At 58.7% G+C, this 21,123-nt stretch carries 21 protein-coding genes and 1 riboswitch; of the genes, 12 read left to right on the forward strand and 9 right to left on the reverse strand.

Translation table 11 applies throughout. From position 1 onward, the window contains the following. Positions 1 to 29: 29 nt before the first annotated feature. Positions 30 to 235, reverse strand: a riboswitch (cobalamin riboswitch). A 201-nt stretch (positions 236 to 436) separates the two neighbouring features. Together smc and ACXYMP_RS00440 are read left to right on the forward strand one after the other, a co-directional pair. Beyond that, positions 437 to 3,892, forward strand: a complete 3,456-nt coding sequence (smc, locus tag ACXYMP_RS00435) for a chromosome segregation protein SMC (protein ID WP_458903634.1) — start codon at positions 437 to 439, stop codon at positions 3,890 to 3,892. A gap of 70 nt (positions 3,893 to 3,962) precedes the next feature. Then, the gene (locus ACXYMP_RS00440) at positions 3,963 to 4,430 is read left to right on the forward strand and encodes a YbjN domain-containing protein (RefSeq protein ID WP_458903636.1); all 468 of its coding nucleotides are present in this window, start codon (positions 3,963 to 3,965) and stop codon (positions 4,428 to 4,430) included. Between the two features lie 64 nt (positions 4,431 to 4,494). Here the strand turns inward: ACXYMP_RS00440 and ACXYMP_RS00445 are convergent, their stop codons facing one another. From ACXYMP_RS00445 to ACXYMP_RS00460, 4 genes are read right to left on the reverse strand one after another with little or no spacing between them, the layout of a single operon-like run. Then, positions 4,495 to 5,682: a lytic murein transglycosylase gene (locus ACXYMP_RS00445; RefSeq protein WP_458903638.1), complete on the reverse strand. Its 1,188-nt coding sequence runs from the start codon at positions 5,680 to 5,682 to the stop codon at positions 4,495 to 4,497. A 48-nt stretch (positions 5,683 to 5,730) separates the two neighbouring features. Beyond that, positions 5,731 to 6,648, reverse strand: a complete 918-nt coding sequence (cbiB, locus tag ACXYMP_RS00450) for an adenosylcobinamide-phosphate synthase CbiB (protein ID WP_458903640.1) — start codon at positions 6,646 to 6,648, stop codon at positions 5,731 to 5,733. Beyond that, positions 6,645 to 7,592: a threonine-phosphate decarboxylase gene (locus ACXYMP_RS00455; RefSeq protein WP_458903642.1), complete on the reverse strand. Its 948-nt coding sequence runs from the start codon at positions 7,590 to 7,592 to the stop codon at positions 6,645 to 6,647. The genes cbiB and ACXYMP_RS00455 overlap by 4 nt, the downstream gene beginning before the upstream one ends. Continuing rightward, positions 7,589 to 7,960 carry a DUF1636 domain-containing protein gene (locus ACXYMP_RS00460; protein ID WP_298570687.1) on the reverse strand — a complete coding sequence of 124 codons (372 nt, stop codon included), beginning with the start codon at positions 7,958 to 7,960 and terminating at the stop codon, positions 7,589 to 7,591. The genes ACXYMP_RS00455 and ACXYMP_RS00460 overlap by 4 nt, the downstream gene beginning before the upstream one ends. 197 nt (positions 7,961 to 8,157) lie before the next feature. On the opposite strand from ACXYMP_RS00460, the gene ACXYMP_RS00465 reads away from it, so the two are divergent. Genes ACXYMP_RS00465 through ACXYMP_RS00475 form a run of 3 tightly spaced genes read left to right on the forward strand, consistent with a single transcriptional unit; the run spans position 8,158 to position 10,125 of the window. Continuing rightward, on the forward strand, positions 8,158 to 8,526 hold the full coding sequence (locus ACXYMP_RS00465; RefSeq protein ID WP_458903644.1) for a response regulator: 369 nt from the start codon (positions 8,158 to 8,160) through the stop codon (positions 8,524 to 8,526). A 43-nt stretch (positions 8,527 to 8,569) separates the two neighbouring features. Next, positions 8,570 to 9,211, forward strand: coding sequence for an HAD family hydrolase (locus tag ACXYMP_RS00470; RefSeq protein ID WP_458903646.1), 642 nt, complete (start codon positions 8,570 to 8,572; stop codon positions 9,209 to 9,211). Beyond that, complete coding sequence (locus tag ACXYMP_RS00475) at positions 9,208 to 10,125, forward strand: ornithine cyclodeaminase family protein (protein WP_458903648.1); 918 nt, start codon at positions 9,208 to 9,210, stop codon at positions 10,123 to 10,125. The genes ACXYMP_RS00470 and ACXYMP_RS00475 overlap by 4 nt, the downstream gene beginning before the upstream one ends. Before the next feature lie 95 nt (positions 10,126 to 10,220). On the opposite strand, the gene rpsU is transcribed toward ACXYMP_RS00475, so the two are convergent. Beyond that, positions 10,221 to 10,427 (reverse strand): 30S ribosomal protein S21, encoded by a 207-nt coding sequence (rpsU, locus tag ACXYMP_RS00480; RefSeq protein ID WP_091427324.1) that lies wholly within the window; start codon positions 10,425 to 10,427, stop codon positions 10,221 to 10,223. A 109-nt stretch (positions 10,428 to 10,536) separates the two neighbouring features. On the opposite strand from rpsU, the gene ACXYMP_RS00485 reads away from it, so the two are divergent. From ACXYMP_RS00485 to ACXYMP_RS00500, 4 genes are read left to right on the forward strand one after another with little or no spacing between them, the layout of a single operon-like run. Then, a complete protein-coding gene (locus tag ACXYMP_RS00485; RefSeq protein WP_458903651.1) occupies positions 10,537 to 11,229 on the forward strand; it encodes a COQ9 family protein in 693 nt (230 codons plus the stop codon). Next, entirely contained in the window at positions 11,222 to 12,202 is a 981-nt protein-coding gene (locus ACXYMP_RS00490; RefSeq protein WP_458903653.1) for an NAD(P)H-quinone oxidoreductase, read from the forward strand. The genes ACXYMP_RS00485 and ACXYMP_RS00490 overlap by 8 nt, the downstream gene beginning before the upstream one ends. A gap of 59 nt (positions 12,203 to 12,261) precedes the next feature. Next, a complete protein-coding gene (locus tag ACXYMP_RS00495) occupies positions 12,262 to 12,936 on the forward strand; it encodes a hypothetical protein (RefSeq protein WP_458903655.1) in 675 nt (224 codons plus the stop codon). A 6-nt stretch (positions 12,937 to 12,942) separates the two neighbouring features. Continuing rightward, positions 12,943 to 13,341, forward strand: a complete 399-nt coding sequence (locus ACXYMP_RS00500) for a PIN-like domain-containing protein (RefSeq protein WP_458903657.1) — start codon at positions 12,943 to 12,945, stop codon at positions 13,339 to 13,341. A gap of 4 nt (positions 13,342 to 13,345) precedes the next feature. Here ACXYMP_RS00500 and ACXYMP_RS00505 read toward each other — a convergent pair whose 3' ends face one another. Continuing rightward, complete coding sequence (locus ACXYMP_RS00505; RefSeq protein WP_458903658.1) at positions 13,346 to 13,987, reverse strand: ribonuclease T2 family protein; 642 nt, start codon at positions 13,985 to 13,987, stop codon at positions 13,346 to 13,348. Positions 13,988 to 14,134: 147 nt separating this feature from the next. Between ACXYMP_RS00505 and ACXYMP_RS00510 the strand changes: the two genes are divergently transcribed. Both ACXYMP_RS00510 and ACXYMP_RS00515 read left to right on the forward strand, forming a co-directional pair. After that, on the forward strand, positions 14,135 to 14,896 hold the full coding sequence (locus tag ACXYMP_RS00510) for a DUF1013 domain-containing protein (RefSeq protein ID WP_298570671.1): 762 nt from the start codon (positions 14,135 to 14,137) through the stop codon (positions 14,894 to 14,896). Between the two features lie 186 nt (positions 14,897 to 15,082). Then, positions 15,083 to 17,260, forward strand: coding sequence for an ATP-binding protein (locus ACXYMP_RS00515; protein ID WP_458903661.1), 2,178 nt, complete (start codon positions 15,083 to 15,085; stop codon positions 17,258 to 17,260). Here the strand turns inward: ACXYMP_RS00515 and yaaA are convergent. From yaaA to ACXYMP_RS00530, 3 genes are read right to left on the reverse strand one after another with little or no spacing between them, the layout of a single operon-like run. Next, complete coding sequence (yaaA, locus tag ACXYMP_RS00520) at positions 17,257 to 18,018, reverse strand: peroxide stress protein YaaA (protein WP_298570667.1); 762 nt, start codon at positions 18,016 to 18,018, stop codon at positions 17,257 to 17,259. The two genes, ACXYMP_RS00515 and yaaA, sit on opposite strands and share 4 nt — an antisense overlap. A gap of 1 nt (position 18,019) precedes the next feature. Beyond that, positions 18,020 to 20,065 carry a DNA helicase RecQ gene (recQ, locus tag ACXYMP_RS00525; protein WP_458903663.1) on the reverse strand — a complete coding sequence of 682 codons (2,046 nt, stop codon included), beginning with the start codon at positions 20,063 to 20,065 and terminating at the stop codon, positions 18,020 to 18,022. 60 nt (positions 20,066 to 20,125) lie between these two features. Then, a complete protein-coding gene (locus ACXYMP_RS00530) occupies positions 20,126 to 20,413 on the reverse strand; it encodes a YggT family protein (protein ID WP_298570663.1) in 288 nt (95 codons plus the stop codon). 126 nt (positions 20,414 to 20,539) lie between these two features. On the opposite strand from ACXYMP_RS00530, the gene ACXYMP_RS00535 reads away from it, so the two are divergent. After that, the gene (locus tag ACXYMP_RS00535) at positions 20,540 to 21,070 is read left to right on the forward strand and encodes an acyl-CoA thioesterase (RefSeq protein WP_298570661.1); all 531 of its coding nucleotides are present in this window, start codon (positions 20,540 to 20,542) and stop codon (positions 21,068 to 21,070) included. The last annotated feature ends 53 nt before the right edge of the window (positions 21,071 to 21,123 follow it).

Consider the following 21,123-nt stretch of genomic DNA (forward strand, 5'->3'; position numbering starts at 1 on the left):
TGTCCTCCAAGCCCCGTCTCCCCGACGGGTGGGTTTCATTGCGCATGGCAGGTCTCCTGGCTTTGCGGGTCAAAGCGTCCGTCCGCCTTCCCGGCCCGTTTGGGCCAGTGGCATCAGGTGGACGCTCACCGCTTACAGTCGCGGGGGCGGCTGCAGCATCGGGCCCCGGATTGGGTCACCCTCACTGCATTCCCTATTCTCCCCTGAACGGGGAACCATGCGGCCCCTGTTTGCCGTGCGAGGCTTGGCAGGGTCAAGCCGGAAACCGACCCGACACCACGCTTTGGCGGCAATGCCCGGCGCGAGGGGCGGTTCAAATGCAATATCTTGTGGATAACCCGCCGAAATCATCCATATGTCGCGGTCAGTCGTTGACTCGCCCACAATCCCCCGAAAAACTCAGTGTCTGAGAAGAATCAAAGATGAGGCAGACCGCTTGCGGTTTTCAAAACTCCGCCTGAATGGCTTCAAAAGCTTCGTGGACCCGACCGATCTGGTGATCGCGGACGGGCTGACAGGCGTGGTCGGGCCAAATGGCTGCGGCAAGTCGAACCTGCTGGAAGCCCTGCGCTGGGTGATGGGCGAAAACCGCCCGACCGCCATGCGCGGCGGCGGAATGGAAGACGTGATTTTTGCAGGTGCCTCGACCCGACCCGCCCGCAACTTTGCCGAGGTGGCGCTTCTGCTGGATAACAGCGAACGGCTGGCCCCGTCCGGTTTCAACGACAACGACAATCTTGAGATTTTGCGCCGGATCACACGCGATGCGGGCTCGGCCTATAAGGTCAACACCAAGGATGTGCGCGCGCGCGACGTGCAGATGCTGTTTGCTGACGCCTCGACCGGGGCGCATTCGCCCGCGCTGGTGCGTCAGGGGCAAATCAGCGAGTTGATCAACGCGAAACCGAAATCCCGTCGGCGCATTCTGGAAGAGGCCGCCGGCATTTCCGGGCTGTATCAACGCCGCCATGAGGCTGAGTTGAAGTTGAAGGGCACCGAGACCAACCTGTCGCGTGTTGACGATGTGATCGAACAATTGGCGTCGCAACTGGGCCAGTTGGCGCGGCAAGCCCGGCAGGCGGCCCGCTATCGCACCATCGGGGATGATCTGCGCCGCGCCGAGGGGCTGTTGCTCTATCGTCGCTGGAAAGAAGCGGACGCCGCCCGCGCCGAGGCGGAAGCCCAACTGACTGAGCGGGTGAAAGCCGCCGCTGCCGCCGAAGGTGCCGCGCGTGCGGCCAGCAAAGCCCGGCAAGAGGCCGAAGACCGCCTGCCACCGCTTCGCGAAGAAGAAGCCGTCGCCGCCGCCATCCTGCAGCGCCTTCAAGTGCAACGCGACCAGCTGTCCGATCAGGAAGCCCAGGTCCGCCAGCGGATTGAAACCCTGACTGCCCGGATCACCCAACTTTCCCGCGACATCGAGCGTGAAAGCGGGTTGAACAAAGACGCTGGCGAAACGATTGAACGGTTGGAGTGGGAACAGGCGCAGCTTGCCAAAGCGTCGGATGGCCATGACGCGGCGCTGGAAGCTGCCCATGCCGATGCGCGCGAAAGTGCGGCGATTTTACAGGAGCGCGAAGGCGATCTGTCCCAACTGACCGAAGACGTCGCGCGCCTGTCCGCGCGCCACCAATCGGCGCACCGCCTGTTGGAAGACAGCCGCAAGACGCTTGAGAAAAGCGAAGGCGAGGCTGAACGTGCCCGCGCCGCAATGGACGACGCCAAAGGGGCATTGGACAAGGCGGGGGCAGATTACGACGCGGCCAAGACCGCTGAAACCACCGCCGCAAAAGCCGCCGAAGCCGCCGAAGCCGCTTTGGTCGCCGCAGACGAGGCGCGCGCTGACGCACAGGCCCGCGAGGCCGACGCCCGCGCTGCCCGGTCCTCGGCCGAAGGTGAGGTGAACGCGTTGCACGCCGAGGTTCAGGCATTGGCGCGGCTGGTCGAACGTGATGCTTCCGAAGGCGGGCAGGTTCTGGACGATCTGCGGGTCAAGCCCGGCTATGAAAAGGCGCTTGGCGCGGCGCTGGCGGATGACCTGCGTGCGCCCGCGATTGATGGGGACGCACCGTCTGGCTGGGCATCGCTACCCGCTTATGCGCAAGCACAGCCCCTGCCCGATGGCGTCAACGCCCTGTCCAATTATGTCACGGTTCCAGAGGTGCTGGCCCGCCGGATGAGCCAGATCGGGCTGGTCAATACAGAAGACGCCACCCGTCTGCAGGCTGACCTGAAACCGGGCCAGCGCCTGGTGTCGACCGAAGGCGACCTGTGGCGTTGGGACGGGTTCCGGGCTGGGGCAGAAGATCAACCCTCGACGGCTGCCCTGCGCCTTGAACAGCTGAACCGCCTGCAAGAACTGAAACAGGATCTTGAGGAAGCCTCGGCCCGTGCGGATGGCGCACGCGCGGCCCATGAAACGCTGAAAACCCGACTGATTGAGACCACCGATGCCGACAAGCGCGCACGCGACGCCCGTCGCGACGCCGACCGCGCGATGGCGGACGCCAACCGCGCCCTGTCCCGTGCCGAAGCGGATCGCAATATCGCTGGTGGCAAGCTGGAAAACCTCGGCATGGCCCTGAAACGCCACGAGGAAGAATCCATGGGGTCGCGGCAGCGGTTGGTGGAAGCCGAACGCGGCGTGGCCGATCTGGGCGATCTGGACGCGGCGCGCGCGCAGGTCGAAGACGTCAAGATGGCCGTGGAAGCCGCGCGGATGACGATGATGGCCAAACGCTCGTCCCACGATGAATTGCGCCGCGAAGGTGAAGCGCGCACCCGCCGCTCGCAGGAAATCATCAAAGAGGTGTCCGGCTGGAAACACCGCCTTGAAACGGCGGGAAAACGGATTGCCGAGCTGGAAGAGCGCAAAACCGAAAGCGAAGCTGAGCTGGCGGAGGCGAGCGCGACCCCGGAAGCATTGGCCGCCAAACGTGACGAACTTGCCGACGCGATCGACGAGGCTGAAACCCGGCGCAAAGGTGCCGCGGACAAGCTGGCCAAGGGCGAAACTGCAGAGCGCGAGGCGACAAATGCCGAACGTGAAGCCGAACGCGCCGCCGGTGAGGCCCGCGAGGCCCGCGCGCGCGCAGAAGCGCGCACCGAGGCCGCCCGCGAAACCGTGACCTATGCCGTTGAACGCATTGCCGAGGACATGGAAACAACGCCCGACGCGCTATTGGAGAGCCTCGACGGCGACCCCGACAAGATGCCGTCAGCCGAGCAAATCGAACACGACGTGAACCGCCTGAAACGCCAGCGCGATGCCTTGGGGGCCGTGAACCTGCGCGCCGAAGAGGACGCGAAAGAGGTTCAGGAAGAACACGATACGCTGCTCAAAGAAAAGACCGATCTGGAAGAGGCGATCAAGAAGCTGCGCAGCGGCATTGCCAGCCTGAACAAGGAAGGGCGCGAACGCCTTTTAACCGCGTTTGAAGAGGTGAACGGCAGCTTTGGCAACCTGTTCAAACACCTGTTTGGCGGTGGCGAAGCGAAGCTGGTTCTGGTCGAAAGCGATGACCCGCTGGAAGCTGGGCTTGAGATCATGTGCCAACCGCCGGGCAAGAAGCTATCGACGCTCAGCTTGCTGTCGGGTGGTGAACAGACACTGACCGCTCTGGCCCTGATCTTCGCCGTTTTCCTTGCCAACCCCGCCCCGATCTGCGTGCTGGACGAAGTCGACGCGCCCTTGGACGACGCCAACGTCACGCGGTTCTGTGACCTGCTGGACGAAATGACGCGTCGCACCGACACAAGGTTCCTGATCATCACCCACCACGCGGTGACCATGGCGCGGATGGACCGCCTGTTTGGCGTCACAATGGCCGAGATGGGCGTCAGCCAACTTGTCAGCGTCGACCTGAAGAACGCCGAGGCTTTGGTCGCCTAAAGCCGGATCGTTGCGCCGGATGTGAAACCCAAATAGGGTGTGCGCAGAGCGATTTCAGGGAGTTGGGATATTGAAACCATTTTTGCTTGCCGCAGCGGCATTTTTTTCCGCAGGCTTTGCCACGGGTGCTTGCGCTGACACGATCAAGGCGTCCGAGCCGCAATCGGTTCTGGACTACTTCACCGCGATCGGAGCGCCAGCGAACCTGACCGAAGACAATGTCGGCGATCCCCTGATCGAAATCCAGTATTATGGCACCAAGTTCGCGGTGTTCTTCTATGGCTGCCGAGAGGCGAAGAATTGCGATTCGCTTCAGATGTTTTCGGGCTATACCGCTGACACCAAGATCACTTTGGAAGCTTTGAACGCCTGGAACGCAGAACAACGCTATGGGCGGGTCTACCAAGCCGAGGACGGGCGCAAGCTGCTGGAATACGACATCTACACCGGGAATGCCGGGGTCAGTTCAGACGATTTCGACGAGATGTTCGACATCTGGACGGAGCTTGTCAAAAGTTTCGAAGACGCGCTGTCCTGAGCCCAAAATCTCCTTTTGGGGCCATTTTTGCCGAGGGTCGCAATGGTGTTCGGGCTGGGACCGATCAAAGCGCCTTTAACAAGCTGGCTGTCGGCCAGGAATCGGCTGGAAGGCCAAGGCGGATCTGCTCTTGCTGAATGGCGACGCGGGTCTTGGCACCAAGGATTCCATCGACCTTTCCGACATCATGCCCACGCGCCTTCAACTTTTTTTGGAGCGATTTCATCTGTTGACCCGAGAAGGCCGGATCCGGTTTGCCCACCGTGTAGACTGGCGCGCCTTCAAGGCGTGTGGCGAAATAGGCCGCTGTCATCACGTAGACGAAGCTTTTGTTCCATTCGAAATAAACCCTGAAGTTCGGGTAGGCGATGAAGGCTGGGCCTTTGCGACCCTGCGGCAGAATGATTGATGCCTCAAGATTTGACGGACCCAAGGCCCCATGGCGCGGCTTGACGCCCAGTTGGGCCCATTGCGCAACGCTCATCTGGTGAGTCAAACCGGTCTTAGACCAGTCTAAGTTCTTTGGCACTGCAACCTCTTGCAGCCAGGGCTCACCCGCCCGCCAGCCCAGTTTGCGCAGCATGTTGGCCCCAGATAGAAGCGCATCGGCAGGGGATGTGCGCAGATCGACACGCCCGTTTCCATCAGCGTCTACACCCGCTTCGATGATATCGCCCGGCAGCATCTGGACCATGCCAATTTCGCCGGCCCATGCGCCCTTTGACGTGGAAGGGTTAAAGCTTCCGTGTTCAAAAAGTTGAAGGGCAGCAAAGACTTGCGGTTGAAACAGCTGTGGCCGTCGGCAGTCATGTGACAAGGTCATCAGAGAGTTCAGAGTGTTGAAATTGCCCTGCACCGCGCCATAGTCGGTCTCAAAAGCCCAGAAGGCAGTTAGAACACCGCGGCTGACTCCATATTTGCTTTCCATCACATTGAAAACACTTGAGTGTTTTTGCAGCATCGACTTGCCACGCGCCAATCGGTCATTGCTGATCAAACGCTGTGAGAAGTCTACAAACGGTCGCTGAAAGATGCCTTGCGCCCGATCCGCCTTCAGGGTGGCAGGATCCTGGCGAACAGAGGCGAAAAACTTGTCGACGCTCGCCTTGGTGTGCCCGCGCGAAACGGCCTCGTCCTTCATCGCCGACGTGAAGCTTTTGAACCCACCACCACACGGCACAAGCGTGCCAGCCTCGGACGGTGCGGCGCCAAGCAAAAGAGCCGCGACAACGCCCGTGAATAGATTTCGCATAGATAATCCCCCAGAACGGTAACCAGAGCACAGGTTACCTGACTGGTGTCACGTGGCAACCGCAAGAAGGATTACAAACCCCAAGAGCAACCACCAGCCGGACCACAGCATATCAACGGATTGGTCGATTTCCTTCGCGCCGATGTCGCGTGCGCCTTTGCCGTTTACCCATGGAAAGTCCTGCAGACGACCCTCATAAGACCGGGGGCCGGACAGTGCGACATCCAGGGTTGCGGCCATCGCGGCCTCGGGCCATCCGGCGTTCGGGGAACGATGCAATGGGGCGTCTCGGCGGATCAAAGGCAAGGCACCCCAACCGCGTTTGCTCGCAATGAAAAGCAAGGCCGTCGCGCGCGCCGGAATCCAGTTCATCGCATCATCAAGACGGGCTGCGAACTTGCCAAACGCCTCGTGGCGTGGCGTTCGATAGCCGATCATGCTGTCAGCGGTGTTCACCAATTTGTAGACGAACAAGCCGGGCAGTCCTGCAACAAGGAACCAGAAAACAGGCGCAACGACCCCGTCTGAAAAATTCTCAGCAGCGCTTTCGATCGCGCTTCGTGAAACTGCTGCGCCGTTCATGTCCGACGTATCCCGCCCCACGATCATGGCGACCGAGGCGCGCCCTGCAGAAACAGAGCCGCGCAGCCCATCGGCAACGGCCTGAACATGGTCCGACAGGGACCGTTGTGCCAGCAGGATGGCTGCGATGAGGATCTCGAATAACCCGCCCATGGGCAGATCAGAAATGACCCAGCCCAGCGCAGCAGCAATGACGCAGAAGGCCAGCACGCCAACCGCACCCTTGGCAAATCGGTTGGCCCCTTCATTGAAGGTCTCGTCCAGCCAGCCAACCGCGCGGCCCATCAGGACAGCAGGATGCGGAACCCGTTTCCAAAGCCAAGCAGGTTCGCCCAAAAGCGCATCAAGGATCATTGCGAGCGCAAGGCTACCGGCCAAGCTCATAGCGCGGCCTCCACCTGATCCCAACGATCAGACGCGGGCAGACCCAGCCGCAACCAGCGATCTGAATACGGGAAGATGCGCGACCAGACCTGACCGCGTGCAAACCGATCCTGCCACGCCACCGCGTCGCCCACGTCATAGAGCCGAAACAAGGTCGTGCCGCCGACCAGCTTGGCGCCTTTAGCGGTGACCAGCGCGTCAAGCCGTGCGGCGTCGCGCCCAAGCCGTTGCCGGGTCGAAGTGGCCCACGATTGATCGGACAGCGCCCGCGCCCCGATTTCCAACGCCGGCCCAGACACCTGCCACGGGCCGATAGCCTCGCGCAGCTTGTCGATCAGAAGCGGGTCACCTACAGCAAAGCCAAGCCGCACCCCTGCAAGCCCCCAGAACTTACCAAAGCTTTTCAGAACGATCACACCGGGCCGCGTCGCTGCGGCGATCAGGCTGGCAGCTGGTTCGACATCACAAAAGCTTTCATCAATCACACTAAGGGCTTGGTCATACGATGGGTCGCGCCAGAAATGCCCATCAGGATTGTTGGGGTGAACGATCACGCGCGCATCACCTACGCCAGCTTCATCGACATGCCACCCCTGCGCACGAAAAGCGGCGGCGTGTTCATTGTAGGTTGGGCCAGAAATCACGACACGCCCCACTGACTGCAACGTCGGCACACGCGCGATCAACGACGAGGCCCCGGGTGCGGCAAGAACAGCCGCGCCTTCAGGCACAGTCCAAAACGCGCGCGCCGCGGCTTCGAGTCGAGAAAACGCTGCTTGGTCCGGCAAGGCCGTCCACGCATTGGGTGAGATGTCACCAATCGGGTAAGCCATAGGGTTGATACCCGTAGACAGGTCAAGCCAACGGTCACGCTGTCCGCCATATGTGGCGATGGCGGCATCCAACCCACCACCATGGTCGCGTATGTGTTGGCGCTGCGTCATTCGTCGTCGGGTAACGGCATGTGGCGGGTTACGAAATGGCCTTTCACCGCCTGCGGCCATTCGCGGTAAGGCACCTGACCTGAGGCACTGTTGGCATGTGCCTTGGCGTAATCCACGACGCCCTGCGCGGCCTCGACCGTTGGGTCGAATTTGCCCAATGTATAGGCCAGTTTGCCTTCAGCCTGAATGGCAACGTTACAGCTGTTGTCACACCCCATCAGGCACGACACGCGCCGTGTCCGGACCTCGGATCCATCGGCGCGGGCCTCGATCAGGGCGGCCAGAACCTCGCCATCAGTCAAAGGGGAGCGGATTGCATCCCAATCTTCGCGTTTACAAGTATCGCAAATCGTAATCCAGGTGGTCATCGCGCGCTCCCTTTTCCTGCTTGGGGTTGAAACGGAAAACCACGAAAAAGACAATGGCATTTGCCGAATCCAAGCCAATTGCGCCACCGACGCCAATTCGATGGATGCACAGACGCCAAGTTTCCCCTTAACCCTAACTGCGCTTACCGATAGGAAATCACATCTGCGCATGTCATCATGCAAGTTGGAGAGCAAAAATGAGGGTTCTGATCGTAGAAGCCAGTCCAGGTTTGGCGCATGTCTGGTCCAGCCACTTGTCACGACAAGGGGCAGTTGTTTCATGTGCTCATTCAGGCGCAGACGCCACAACGACACTGAACGAAAACCACTTTGACGTGGTGGTGATAAATACCGATTTCGAAGACGGAAAAGGTCTGGCGATTGCTGACTTCGTCGCTTTTCGCCTGCCAGATGCGCGGGTCGTCTTTGTCACCGGATCAAGCTTCTTCTCAGATGGGTCGATCTTCAACCATGCCGCCAACGCACACGCTTGCGTATCAGCAGATACGTCCCCCGAAGATCTTGCAACTGTCGTCGATTTCCACGGACGCGCGGGCCGCGCCTGAGCATCTGACTTGCAAAGCCGGGCGACTGGGATAGGGTTCGGGTATGAACTTAAACCGACCCCAATCCCCCAAACCCGACGCCGTAGTCTTCGACATCGGGAATGTCCTGATCCGCTGGCAGCCCGAAGACCTGTATGACGAGTGGATCGGACCCGAGCGCCGTCGGCAAATGTTCGATACCGTCGACCTTCACGCGATGAATGATCGGGTGGATCGCGGCGAGGGGTTTCGACAGATCATCTATGACACCGCCGAAGCCTATCCGGAGTTTCGCGCGGAAATCCAGTTGTGGCATGACCGTTGGCTGGACATGGCGCAGCCTGCCATTGATCTGTCTGTCAAAACACTCCGCGCGTTGAAGGCACGCGGTGTGCCCGTATTTGCCCTGTCCAATTTCGGACGAGAGACCTTTGATCTGGCAAAGGCAAAATTCGATTTCCTGTCCGATTTCGACCGCCCTTATATCTCGGGCCATATGGGCGTGATCAAACCCGAGGCACAGATTTACGAGATGGTCGAGGCCGATTGCGGCGTCGCCCCAGATGGTCTTTTGTTTGTTGACGATCGCGCCGACAATATCACCGCCGCAGCCGGGCGCGGCTGGCAAACCCATCACTTCTCCGGGCCAGAGGTTTGGTCCGATCATCTGATCGCACTTGGCCTGATCGACAAGGCGGACCTATGACCCCAGACATGATCCCGCTCGACGCCGAAACGCTGTTGGATTGGCGCGCGCTGACCGATGCATTGATCCAAGGCCATACCCGCTCAAAGGCTGAAATCGGCGACACGTTCCTGTATCGTGGCGAGGACACGATGCTGACCCGATCCGCGTGGATCGACGGGCTGGGGATTGCCGTGAAGACCGCCAACATCATGCCTGGCAATCCGGGGCGGGGCGAGCCGATGATCCACGGTGCAGTGAACCTGTATGACGACGTCACAGGACTGCTGGATGCCATCGTCGATTTTCACTTGGTCACCAAATGGAAAACCGCTGGAGACAGCGTGTTGGGCGCGCGGCTTTTGGCACGTCCCGACAGCAAGGTGATCCTGATCGTCGGCGCAGGCACGGTCGGGCGAAACCTGCGCGAAGCCTACGGTGCTTTATTCCCACAAGCGCGTTTTCTGATCTGGAACCGCAGCCCTGACGGGGCCACGCGCTTCGCTGACAATTGCGACAAGACAGAGACGATCGCCTCGCTGGAAGAGGGTGTCGCGCAGGCGGACATCATCACTTCAGCCACCATGACCACGGACCCGCTGATCAAGGGCGACTGGCTGCGCCCCGGACAACATCTGGACCTGATCGGCGCTTATCGCGCGGACATGCGCGAGGCCGACGATACCGCCCTGACCCGCGCACGTCTGTTCATGGACAGCCGTGATACCGTTCTGGATCATATTGGCGAATTCAAAGACCCGCTCGCGCGTGGCGTGATCAAGCAGGGCGACGTTGTGGGCGACCTTTATGACCACAAACACGGCGTATTCACGCGCCAGCCTGACGACATCACGCTTTATAAGAACGGTGGCGGCGCACATTTGGACCTGATGACCAGCCGCTACATTCTGGATGCTTGGCGGACGGCGAATTAATCCCCACCAAAAAAACAAACCCCCGAAGCGGATGCTGCGGGGGTCGTTTTTGGCGAGCGGTTGACAACCCACTCACCGGGTCGCTTGGGGATGATTTACATCATACCTTCGCGTTGTGCTTTCTTCCGAGCCAGCTTGCGCTGACGGCGAATCGCTTCCGCTTTTTCGCGAGCTTTTTTCTCGGAGGGCTTCTCGAAATGTTGCCGAAGCTTCATCTCGCGGAAGACACCTTCACGCTGAAGTTTCTTCTTCAGCGCACGAAGCGCTTGGTCTACGTTGTTATCGCGTACCGAAACCTGCATGTGGTTGTCACCACCTTTCTAAGTTAGAGTTTGCAGAATTGCAGGAAGCGCCCGTCTAGCAGCCCTTGCCGCTTTTGTCCAGTTCACCCTTATTTGCGAGGAACGCACCATGACCGACAAAGAAAAGATGCTCGAAGCCGCCATCGCGCATGTTCCGTTTGACGGGTGGAGCGACGCGACTCTGATCGCCGCCGCGCAGGATTGCGACATGTCCGAAGCCGACGCCCGCGCCATGTTCCCTCGTGGCGCGCTGGATCTGGCGCTGGCCTATCACCGTAAGGGGGATGCCGACATGGTGGCCCGGCTGAATGCCGCGGATTTGGACGGTATGCGGTTTCGCGACCGGATCGCGGCGGGCGTGCGGTATCGGCTTGAGGTCGCGGACAAGGAATTGGTGCGCAGGGGCATGACATTCTTCGCCCTTCCACAGAACGCCGGAGACGGGGCCGCAGCGCTGTGGGCGACTTGCGGCTTGATTTGGGAAACATTGGGCGACAGCTCGACCGATCTGAACTGGTATACCAAACGCGCCACGCTGTCGGCGGTCTATTCGTCCGTCGTGCTGTTCTGGCTCGGCGATGACAGCGAAGGGAACGAGGCCACATGGGCCTTTCTGGATCGTCGTATTGACGATGTGATGCAGATTGAGAAAATCAAGGGCCAAGCCCGCGACAGCGCGCTTTACAAGGCGTTCATGTCCGGGCCGGGCAAGATCCTTGACACGATCAAGGCGCCGGGGGGACCCAATCCGAATTACCCGGGACGTTGGGAACCGGAAGACACAGGGGCAAAGAATGACTGAAACCATGCGCGCAATCGAGATCACGGAACCCGGCGGGCCCGAGGTTCTGCAATTGTCAGACCAGCCGATCCCGACACCCGGCCCCGGTGACATCCTGATCCGCGTGGCCTTTGCGGGCGTCAACCGCCCGGATGCGCTACAACGGGCAGGATCATACGCACCGCCCCCAACCGCCAGCCCCCTGCCCGGCCTTGAAGCGTCAGGCGAGGTGGTCGCGCTGGGCGAAGGCGTGACCCAATGGGCCGTCGGCGACAAGGTCTGCGCCCTTCTGCCCGGTGGCGGCTATGCCGAATACGTCACCACCCCCGCCGCCCACGCCCTGCGCGTGCCCGACGGCATGGGCATGAAAGAGGCCGCCTGTCTGCCCGAAACCTTCTTCACGGTCTGGTCCAACGTGTTCATGCGCGGCGGGTTGCAGGCAGGCGAGCGTTTCCTTGTGCATGGCGGCAGTTCTGGCATCGGCACAACCGCGATCCAACTGGCCAACGCCTTTGGCGCGCGGGTGTTCACCACCGCAGGCTCGGACGAGAAATGCGCTGTCTGCCTCGATCTGGGAGCTGAACGCGCCATCAACTACAAGACCGAGGATTTCGTCGAGGTGATGAAGCCTGAAGGCGGCCCCAACCTGATCCTCGACATGGTGGGCGGCGACTATATCGCGCGTAACATCAAATGTTTGGCGATTGAGGGCCGCATGGTCCACATCGCCTTCCTGTCCGGCCCGAAAGCCGAGATCAACTTCGCCATGATCATGGCCAAACGCCTGACCGTGACCGGATCAACCCTGCGCCCTCAGTCCGATTTGGCGAAAGCGCGGATCGCCGAGGAGTTGGCCGAAAAGGTGTGGCCACTGCTTGACGCTGGCCGTGTAGCCCCGGTGATGGACCAAACCTTTCTACTGGAGGATGCCCACAAGGCTCATGCTCGGATGGAGACGAGCGAGCATATTGGGAAGATTGTGCTGGAGGTTTGAGGATTCACATTCGCAACCAAATCAGTTTAGATGGTGAATAGAACAAGGCGGAGATCATTGTGCCTCTAGATTTGCAAGTACTTGGTCATGGGGTTTACACCCCTAAGGAAGCAGCTCGACTAATCGGCGCGCGTGCTCAGGATGTCCTGCGCTGGACGCGCGGGAGCGGTCCCAACACACCCCTTTGGCATGCTTATTATCACGATTTGGACGATAGTACTGAACTGAGCTTTGCAGATCTTGTTGAAGTGCGGGTTGTTAGAGCATTCCGTCGAGCTGGCGTTTCACTTCAAGCAATTCGGTATGCGATCATCTTCGCCCAAAAGGAATTTGACATTGCGCGTCCTCTTTCCTCACTCGGATTCCAAACCGATGGAAAAGAAATATTGATGGAAGCGTTAGAACAAGACGGTGAATACGTAAGCCTGTCAAAAACTAAAGCTGGCCAAAAGGTTTTTGCCGAAATTGTCAAACAGTCGCTCGTCGATCTTGAGTATGACGGCAATCGCCCAGTCCGGTGGCGACCACGACAAACCAAGGGCATCTTGCTAGATCCTACACGTCAATTTGGCGCTCCAATTCTCGACGAATTTGGCATCTCCTCGGCACTTCTGAAGTCAGAGTTTGATCAATTTGGAAACGCCAAGTACCTTAGCAAAATCTACGAAATTCCGCTCTCTCTAGTCCGAGAAGCGATCTCATTTGAGGTGGGCCTCGATGAGCGTGGGGGGTAGACATCCATGGTGAAGGTCCTTTTCGACCACAACATGCCACCCGCCGTCGCCCGAGCCTTGAACGAGCTGATCAAGGGTGACAACCATCAAGCGCTTCCTCTACGAGACAAGTTTGAAATTTCCATTCCCGATGTCGATTACTTCAACGCACTCGGCAAAGAAGACGATTGGGTTGTCATATCCAAAGATTTGAAGAATGGGAAAAGCAAGGCGGAACGATCCGCAATCACTAAGAACGGTATTCTCGTTTTTTATCTGTCGCCGGCGACTCAAAAGCAGAACATCATGCAGCAGGCTGCCACCATCTTTTGGCATTGGGATAAAATTGTACTCCAACGCAAAATTGCGACGAGCGGTATGTTTTTGCTGCCTGTAAACAAAGGAAGCAAATTTAGATCTCTATAACTGTCTACCGCACCGGGTCCAACAGCGCCTTCTGCGCCCTGCAATCCCGGCGGACATCTCGGGCGCAAATCCTCGGCTCCAGATCGCGGGTCAGGCACAGGCGGGCCTCTTGGATGCGGCCTTCGCGGCAGGTGATGGTCAGCATGTCGGAGTGCCAATCGGGATTGGCTTGCAGGAAGGCCTCTTCCACCACGGACGCTGGCAGACGAACGGGGTTGGTCAGTTTTCGCAGCACCTCGGGGCGATTCACCATGCCGTAGGCGCGCCGGACGAGGTCATAATACTCCTTGGCCTCAAGCCCCGCGCAAACGCCATGTTTCTTCCATTGATACCAAGCGGCCCCACCAGCCCCGAAAATATCAGCCTGCGCGTTGGTCAGGCTGCGCGATGGCGGGCGCTCGGATGTATGGCAATAGCTGGGCCAGCCCTGCTCATATTGCGGCCACAGACCATGCACGACCCAGCCAAGGTCTCGGCCCCGGTCACATTGCTCGGACCCGCGCACGTCGCCTTCGACGGCGCACCAGTTGGGCGACCAGCTCAGCGACAGGACATAATAGTCAAAATCGCCCGCCTGCTCGCCATCAGCCCATACGCCCAGCGCAGATGCGAGCCATAGAATGCCACCAAAAAAGGCTTGCCGCATTTTGTCTTTCCTCTTTAACGCTTCCCCCTTATATAGGCCTCAAGTTCCCCGACAACGGAAACCGGCCTGACAAAGTCCACGCGACACAGGCAGCCCAGCCAGGGCGCGGGAAAGTTGTATCCGGGGTCATATCTAAGGAGTGTTCAGATGAGCAAACTGATCATGGCAAAAGCCACAGCCGTTTGGCTGGTGGACAACACAACACTAAGCTTCAAGCAGATCGCCGATTTCTGTGGCCTGCACGAGTTGGAAGTTCAGGGCATCGCCGATGGCGATGTGGCAACCGGGGTCAAAGGGTTTGATCCCGTGGCCAACAACCAACTGGATGCCAGCGAGATCGAGAAAGCCGAGAAAGACCCGCTGCACAAGTTGAAGCAAAAGTTCTATGCGGCTGCGACCGGCGAGGAAAAGCGCCGTGGACCGCGCTATACTCCGCTGTCCAAGCGTCAGGACCGTCCGAACTCGATCCTGTGGCTGGTGAAGTTCCACCCCGAACTGGCCGATGCGCAAATCTCGAAACTGGTTGGCACCACCAAGCCGACCATCCAGTCGATCCGTGAGCGCACGCACTGGAACATCGGGAACATGGAGCCGATCGACCCGGTGGCATTGGGCTTGTGCAAGCAAAGCGAGCTGGACCTTGCGGTGCAGAAAGCCGCCGCCAAGAAAGCCAAGGAAGGCGGCGTGATGTCGGATGACGAGCGTCGCAAGCTGGTGTCGACCGAGCAAAGCCTTGGGATGGACACAGAGCCCAAGATCCCCAGCGCCATTGAAGGGCTTGAGACCTTCACCCTGTCGGGCGCGCCGGATGACGACAAAGAAGAGGCTCTGCCGGACGCAGAAAGCTTCTTCAACTTGCCGGACGCCGACGACAAGGATGCCGACGAAGACGAAGACAAAAAAGACTGATCCAGCGACGGATCCAGCAAAGCCCCGGTCTAGCGCCGGGGCTTTTTTGTTGGGCCGGCCCATTTCTGCTCTGCTGTTAAGACCCTGTTCACCCTGTTCCCTGATGCTGAGTCACATAGAACGTGGCGACTCGGAGAACCGGGGATGAAAATTGAAGATATCCTTGCCCAGGAAAGGCGCGCCAGAATGGCCGCTGAACAGCTTTTGGCCCAAAAACAGGCCGAGCTGAAGGATGCAAACCGAATGCTGTCCAGACATGCGTTAACGCTGTCTGACGAGATCATCGAGACCCGCGAGGTCGTCGAAGAGATCAAGGGGGAGAACTCCCAAGTTCGCGCCGATCTGGAAAAAGCGAACAAGGAAGTCGTGATTGCAAAGCGACGCTTGTGGGATTCGCTAGAAACCATCGAAGATGGTTTTGCTGTCTTCGATCAAAGCGATCGGATGATCGCCGCCAACAGCGCGTATCTGGAACCCTTCGACGGGCTAAAATGTGTGGCCCCCGGCATCCACTATCCCGAGATCCTGAACATCGTCACCGAAGAAGGTATTGTCGATATCGGCGACCTTCGCCCGCTGGCCTGGCGCGATATGATGCTGGATCGGTGGCGCGCGCCCAGCCGTGACCCCTTGGTGCTACGTCTTTGGGATGGCACCCATATCAAGTTGGTCGATCGTCGCTCACGCGATGGGGACATGGTAAGCCTTGGACTTAACATCACCGAAACCATCACCTATCAGACGGAACTGAAGCAGGCGCGTCATCGCGCCGAAGCCGCCAACCGTGCGAAATCAGCATTCCTTGCAAACATGAGCCACGAGATTCGAACGCCGATGAATGGTGTTGTGTCGATGGCTGAGCTTATGGCCGAAGGTGAGTTGAATGATGAACAGCGCCTCTACATAGAAACGATCCGGCAATCTGGCGAAGCTCTTTTGACCATAATCAACGATGTGCTGGACTACTCCAAAATCGAGGCGGCGAAGCTGACCTTGCACGCCGAACCGTTTGATCTGGAAAGAACCATTCTGGATGTGGTCACATTGCTTCTGCCTACCGTGCAGGAAAAAGCCATCCAGATCACGATCGATTTCGATCTGTTCCTGCCGACATTGTTTAAAGGCGATGTCGTTCGCATTCGACAAATTCTGACAAATCTGATCGGCAATGCCGTCAAGTTCACCTCTGAGGGGCATGTTCTGATCCGTGCGATCGGTCTTCCGCTGGAAAATAGCGACGAGCAGAAGGTTCACATCACGGTCGAAGACAGCGGCATCGGGATCGCGGAGGACATGAAAGACCACATTTTCGGTGAGTTCAATCAAGTCGAGGATGAACGCAACCGCAGATATGAAGGCACAGGGCTGGGCTTGGCGATTACCCAGCAACTCGTGAAGCTCATGGGAGGTGAAATCTGGGTGGAAAGCCGCCAAGGAGAAGGCTCCTGTTTCGGTTTTCACGTCACGCTTCCGGTCGAAGAACACGTCGATCCGCCCAAGCTGCCACAATCACCGGGCCGCGCCATTCTGATGATGCAAGACGGGCTTGATCAGCGCATTCTGGAAAAGCACCTCCAAGCCTGCGGATTCGAGGTCACATTGCTGGATCGCGCGGACAGCCTTCCCGCAAGCGTCGGTGAGGCTCATCTGATCATGGTGGACGAGCACACCTGCGCATCCGAAAAAAGTCATTCCGGCACATCGCTGATCGAGGCCCTCCAAAGCGCTGTTTCCGACGCCCCTGTTTTTCTTCTGGCCTCCCAACACAGTGCTTCCGCCCAAAATAGTGAAGATGCCGCCCACGCGACACGCGTTCTGCAGCTTCCCCTGATCCGAAGCACGATCTTTGACATGATCCGCCAGATTGACCCCCCAAAAGAGAGTGCTCGCGACGAGATCAGAATTTGCGACGACACAACTTCAGACGTAGAGACGGAAGAGCCTTCAGCAAACCGGCAGATGCGCATTCTTGCTGCGGAAGACAACAAGACCAACCAACTGGTGTTCTCGAAGCTGGTTAAAGCGCTCGATATAGACCTGCAGTTTGCAAACAATGGCCTTGAAGTGGTCGAAGCATTTCTGGAGTTCAAACCCGACCTTATTTTCATGGACATCTCGATGCCCGAGGTCGATGGAAAAGAAGCCACCCGACGCATTCGCGCCCTCGAAGAAGTTCAAGGACTCGCCCCGACACGAATTGTCGCCCTGACGGCACACGCCATGACCGGAGACGCCGAGGAGATCCTTGCGTTCGGACTGGACGAACACCTGACAAAGCCCCTCAGAAAAGCCGAAATCATCGACCAGATTTTGGGCCATTGCCCCGATAATGCGCGGTGCCCGCTGCCAGAAGTTATGGCTTAGGTTTCGTCGCGCAGGAAAACCAGGTCATCACCATCGCTCATAGATGGCTGAAACTTGTAACCACCCAGATCGAACGATTTCAGGGTCTCGGGGTCCCGCACGCGATTTTGGACAATAAACCGCGCAAGCGCACCACGCGCTTTCTTGGCAAAGAAACTGACCACTTTCGGCTGGCCAGCCTTCATTTCAAGGAATTGTGGCGTGATGATCCGCAGGTCCAACGCGCGTCGGTCAACCGCCGAGAAATACTCCACCGATGCGCAGTTCACCAGCAGGTCGCTACCCGTCGACTTCGCCCGCGCCATAAATTCACGCGAGATGCGATCGCCCCAGAACTCATACAGGTTCTTGCCGCGCGACGTCTTGATGCGCGTCCCCATCTCAAGCCGGTGCGGCGCGATCTGGTCCATGGGTCGCAAAACCCCATAGAGCCCCGACAAGATGCACAGGTGATCCTGCGCGTAACGCAATTCATCATCGTCAAGGCTTGCCGCATCCAAGCCTGCATAGGTATCGCCCGCGAACATCTCGATCGCTGGCTTTTCACCAGCGCCCGTACCGAATTCTGCAAATCTTGCGACATTCAGCGCGCCCAATGCGGGCGAGATATGCATCAGCTTTTCCAGATCCTTGCTCTTCAAGCCACGCGCAGTTTCAGCAAGAGTATTTGCCTGATCCTGAAATACAGGTTGGGTTCCTTGCATTGACTTAGCATCCGTTTCATCCAGCCGTTTGGCCGGAGATACAACAACCAGCATATCAGTTTCCCTCGGTCAGAATTTCAAGAAAAGCAGGCCCGAACCGTTCTGACTTCGAGGCCGTCATACCAGACACGCGGGCAAGCTCGTCGATCGTGGCAGGTTTGCGTTCGGCAATATGGCGCAGCGTCGTTGCCGTCAGCGTCATGTATTTTCCTGCGCCATCCTCGCCTCGCGCAAGCTGTCCAGCTGTGGCTTGCAACATGTCAAAAAGGGTGCCTGCGGCGCGACCGGCAAGTTTGCGCCGCGCCGGATGCATGTCGGCCACAGCGCCTGCGATGACATCCAAAAACGCCCGCCCATAGCTTTCAAGCTTCTTCGCTCCGACACCGCCGATCCCGGCCATTTGGTCCAGATCCACTGGCCGCTTTTCGGCCATCTCGATCAATGTCTTGTCGTTGAAGACGACATAGGCCGGCACGCGTGCGGCCTCTGCCAGGGCGCGTCGCTTGGCCTTGAGGGCGGACAAGAGCGGCTCGTCTTCTTCGGACACCAACATTTTGGCAGCTGGTCGGTGCGCATGTGCCCTAAGGGTGTCGCGGCGCAGTTCAACCTGCGCCTCACCGCGCAAAACCGGGTGCGCCTTTTCCGTAATCCTCAGCGCCCCGTGACGTTCTGGGTCAGGACGCACAAGATCAAGACCCAGCATCTGCCTGAAAATGGCTTGCCACATGCGTTTGTCGTGGTCCTTGCCGACACCAAAAGTGGGCAGGCCATCATGGCCGCGGTCGCGAATGCGGTCCGTCAGGTTGCCACGCAGAACATCAATCAAGTGCCCCGACCCAAAGCTTTCACCGGTGCGAAGTATTGCTGACAATGCCTTCATGACATCGACCGTTCCATCGAACAGATCAGGTGGCGTTGCACACAGGTCGCAATTCCCGCAGGGCTGCGTTGTTTCACCGAAATAGCCCAACAGTTGCTGGCGTCGGCACCCATGCGCTTCGGCCAGTCCCAAAAGCGCGTTCAAACGCCCGTGGTCCGCCCCTCTACGCTCCGCCGGAGCAAGGCCTTCGTCAATTTGCGATCGCCGTAGTCGAATATCATCCGCGCCAAACAGCGTCATGGTTTCAGCAGGCGCCCCATCGCGTCCTGCCCGTCCAATCTCTTGATAATAAGCCTCGATTGACTTGGGCAGATCGGAATGAGCGACCCACCGGATATCTGGTTTGTCGACCCCCATGCCAAAGGCCACGGTCGCGACAACGATCAGCCCATCTTCTTGCTGAAACTGCCGTTCAACCTCGCGCCGGTCTTCGGGGTCCATACCACCGTGATAGTGCACCGCATCGTGACCAGTGTCACGCAGCGCCTTTGCCAGCGTTTCTGTGCGTGCGCGGGTCGCGGAGTAGACAATTCCCGACTGCCCTTTGCGTGCAGCGGCGAAAGCCAGGATCTGATTGCGCGGATTGTTCTTGGCAGAGAATGCCAGATGTATGTTGGGTCGATCAAATCCATGAAGAAAAGTGCGTGGCGTCGCCTCATCAAACAGTTTTTGGATGATTTCGGCACGGGTTTCTTCGTCTGCCGTCGCGGTGAAGGCGGCCAAGGGCACATCCAACGTGCGACGAAGCTCTCCGATCCGCAGATAGTCGGGGCGGAAATCGTGGCCCCACTGGCTGACGCAGTGAGCTTCATCCACGGCGATCATCGTGACGCCAGCATTGCGCAAAAGGTTCAGCGTGCCGCCGGACGCCAACCGCTCGGGCGCCATGTAGAGCAGCTTCAAATCACCACGCGACAGGGCATCAAACACCGCATCGGTTTCGTCCTGCGTGTTGCCAGAGGTCAGCGCGCCTGCCGTCACGCCCGCCGCCTGAAGCGCTCGCACCTGATCGCGCATCAGGGCAATCAAAGGCGAGATCACGACCGTTACACCATCGCGGATCAGGGCTGGCAGTTGAAAACACAGCGACTTGCCACCGCCTGTGGGCATGATGGCCAAGGTATTTTCACCACGGGCCACAGCCTCGACAATTTCGGCCTGTCCGGGGCGAAATTCATCGAAACCGAAAACGGATTTCAAAAGGTCCAGATCGCGGGGCATGATGTGCTGCTCGGTGTTTTGAGGCACAATCCCATGCGCGACCGCAAGGAACAAGGGGCTTTAGTAGAAGGCCTGCGCGTTGTTGATCAGAATAATCCGGATCGCATAAAGCGCAACCAGAGCGACCAACGGCGCCAGGTCAAGCCCCCCCATGTCCGGCAGGAAGGCCCGGATGCGGGAATAAACGGGCTCTAGCAAGCGGTTAAGGCCATACCAGATCTGCGCCACGATGTGTTGCCGCAGGTTCAGAACCTGAAAATTGATCAGCCAAGACATCACGATATGCGCGATCAGAATGAACCAGGCGATATCCACGATCAGCATCAGGATTTGAAACAGGGACTGCATGAAAGCTCCTTCTGGGTTGCCCGTTCCATCTAGGCAAGGTTGCCGCGCAGGGCAAGGGTGACGCGTGGTTCCGGTTGACGTTTCCAAGGTCTGGCGGCAGGTCGGACACAACCTGAAGGAGCCATCATGTATCCGTTTATCCGCATGACCAAAGAGCTAATCAAGAACGCGCGGGTCGACAAGCTGCCTGTCACAGGAACCCATGTCAGCCATCACCGGTGCTGGCCGTGGGACATTGACCTGTGGCGCGAGTTGAACAACGGGCGGACCTTGACGCTTTATGATCTGGGGCGCATCCCGCTGGCCGGGCGCACAGGGCTTAGTCGGATGCTGATCAAGAACCGCTGGGGTTTGACCATGGCGGGCGCCTCTGTTCGATACCGCAAGCGTATCCGCACCTTCACGCGCGTCGAAATGCGCAGCCGGGTTGTCGGCTGGGATGACCGGTTCATCTATGTCGAACAAAGCATGTGGCTGGGAAAAGACTGCGCGAACCAGATCGTCTATCGGTCCGCAGTGACGGATCGCAATGGGATCGTTGCGACCGATCGCGTGATCGAGGCCCTCGGATATGAAGGTTCGCGCCCCGAAATGCCACCTTGGGTTCAGTCGTGGATCGATGCAGATGCCGTGCGCCCGTGGCCGCCCCATGAATGACACCACTTGCTCAGGCGTGGATTTCCCTATTTGATCACATCAAACAGGGAGCA

The sequence above is a fragment of the Aliiroseovarius sp. CAU 1755 genome (assembly GCF_054482655.1).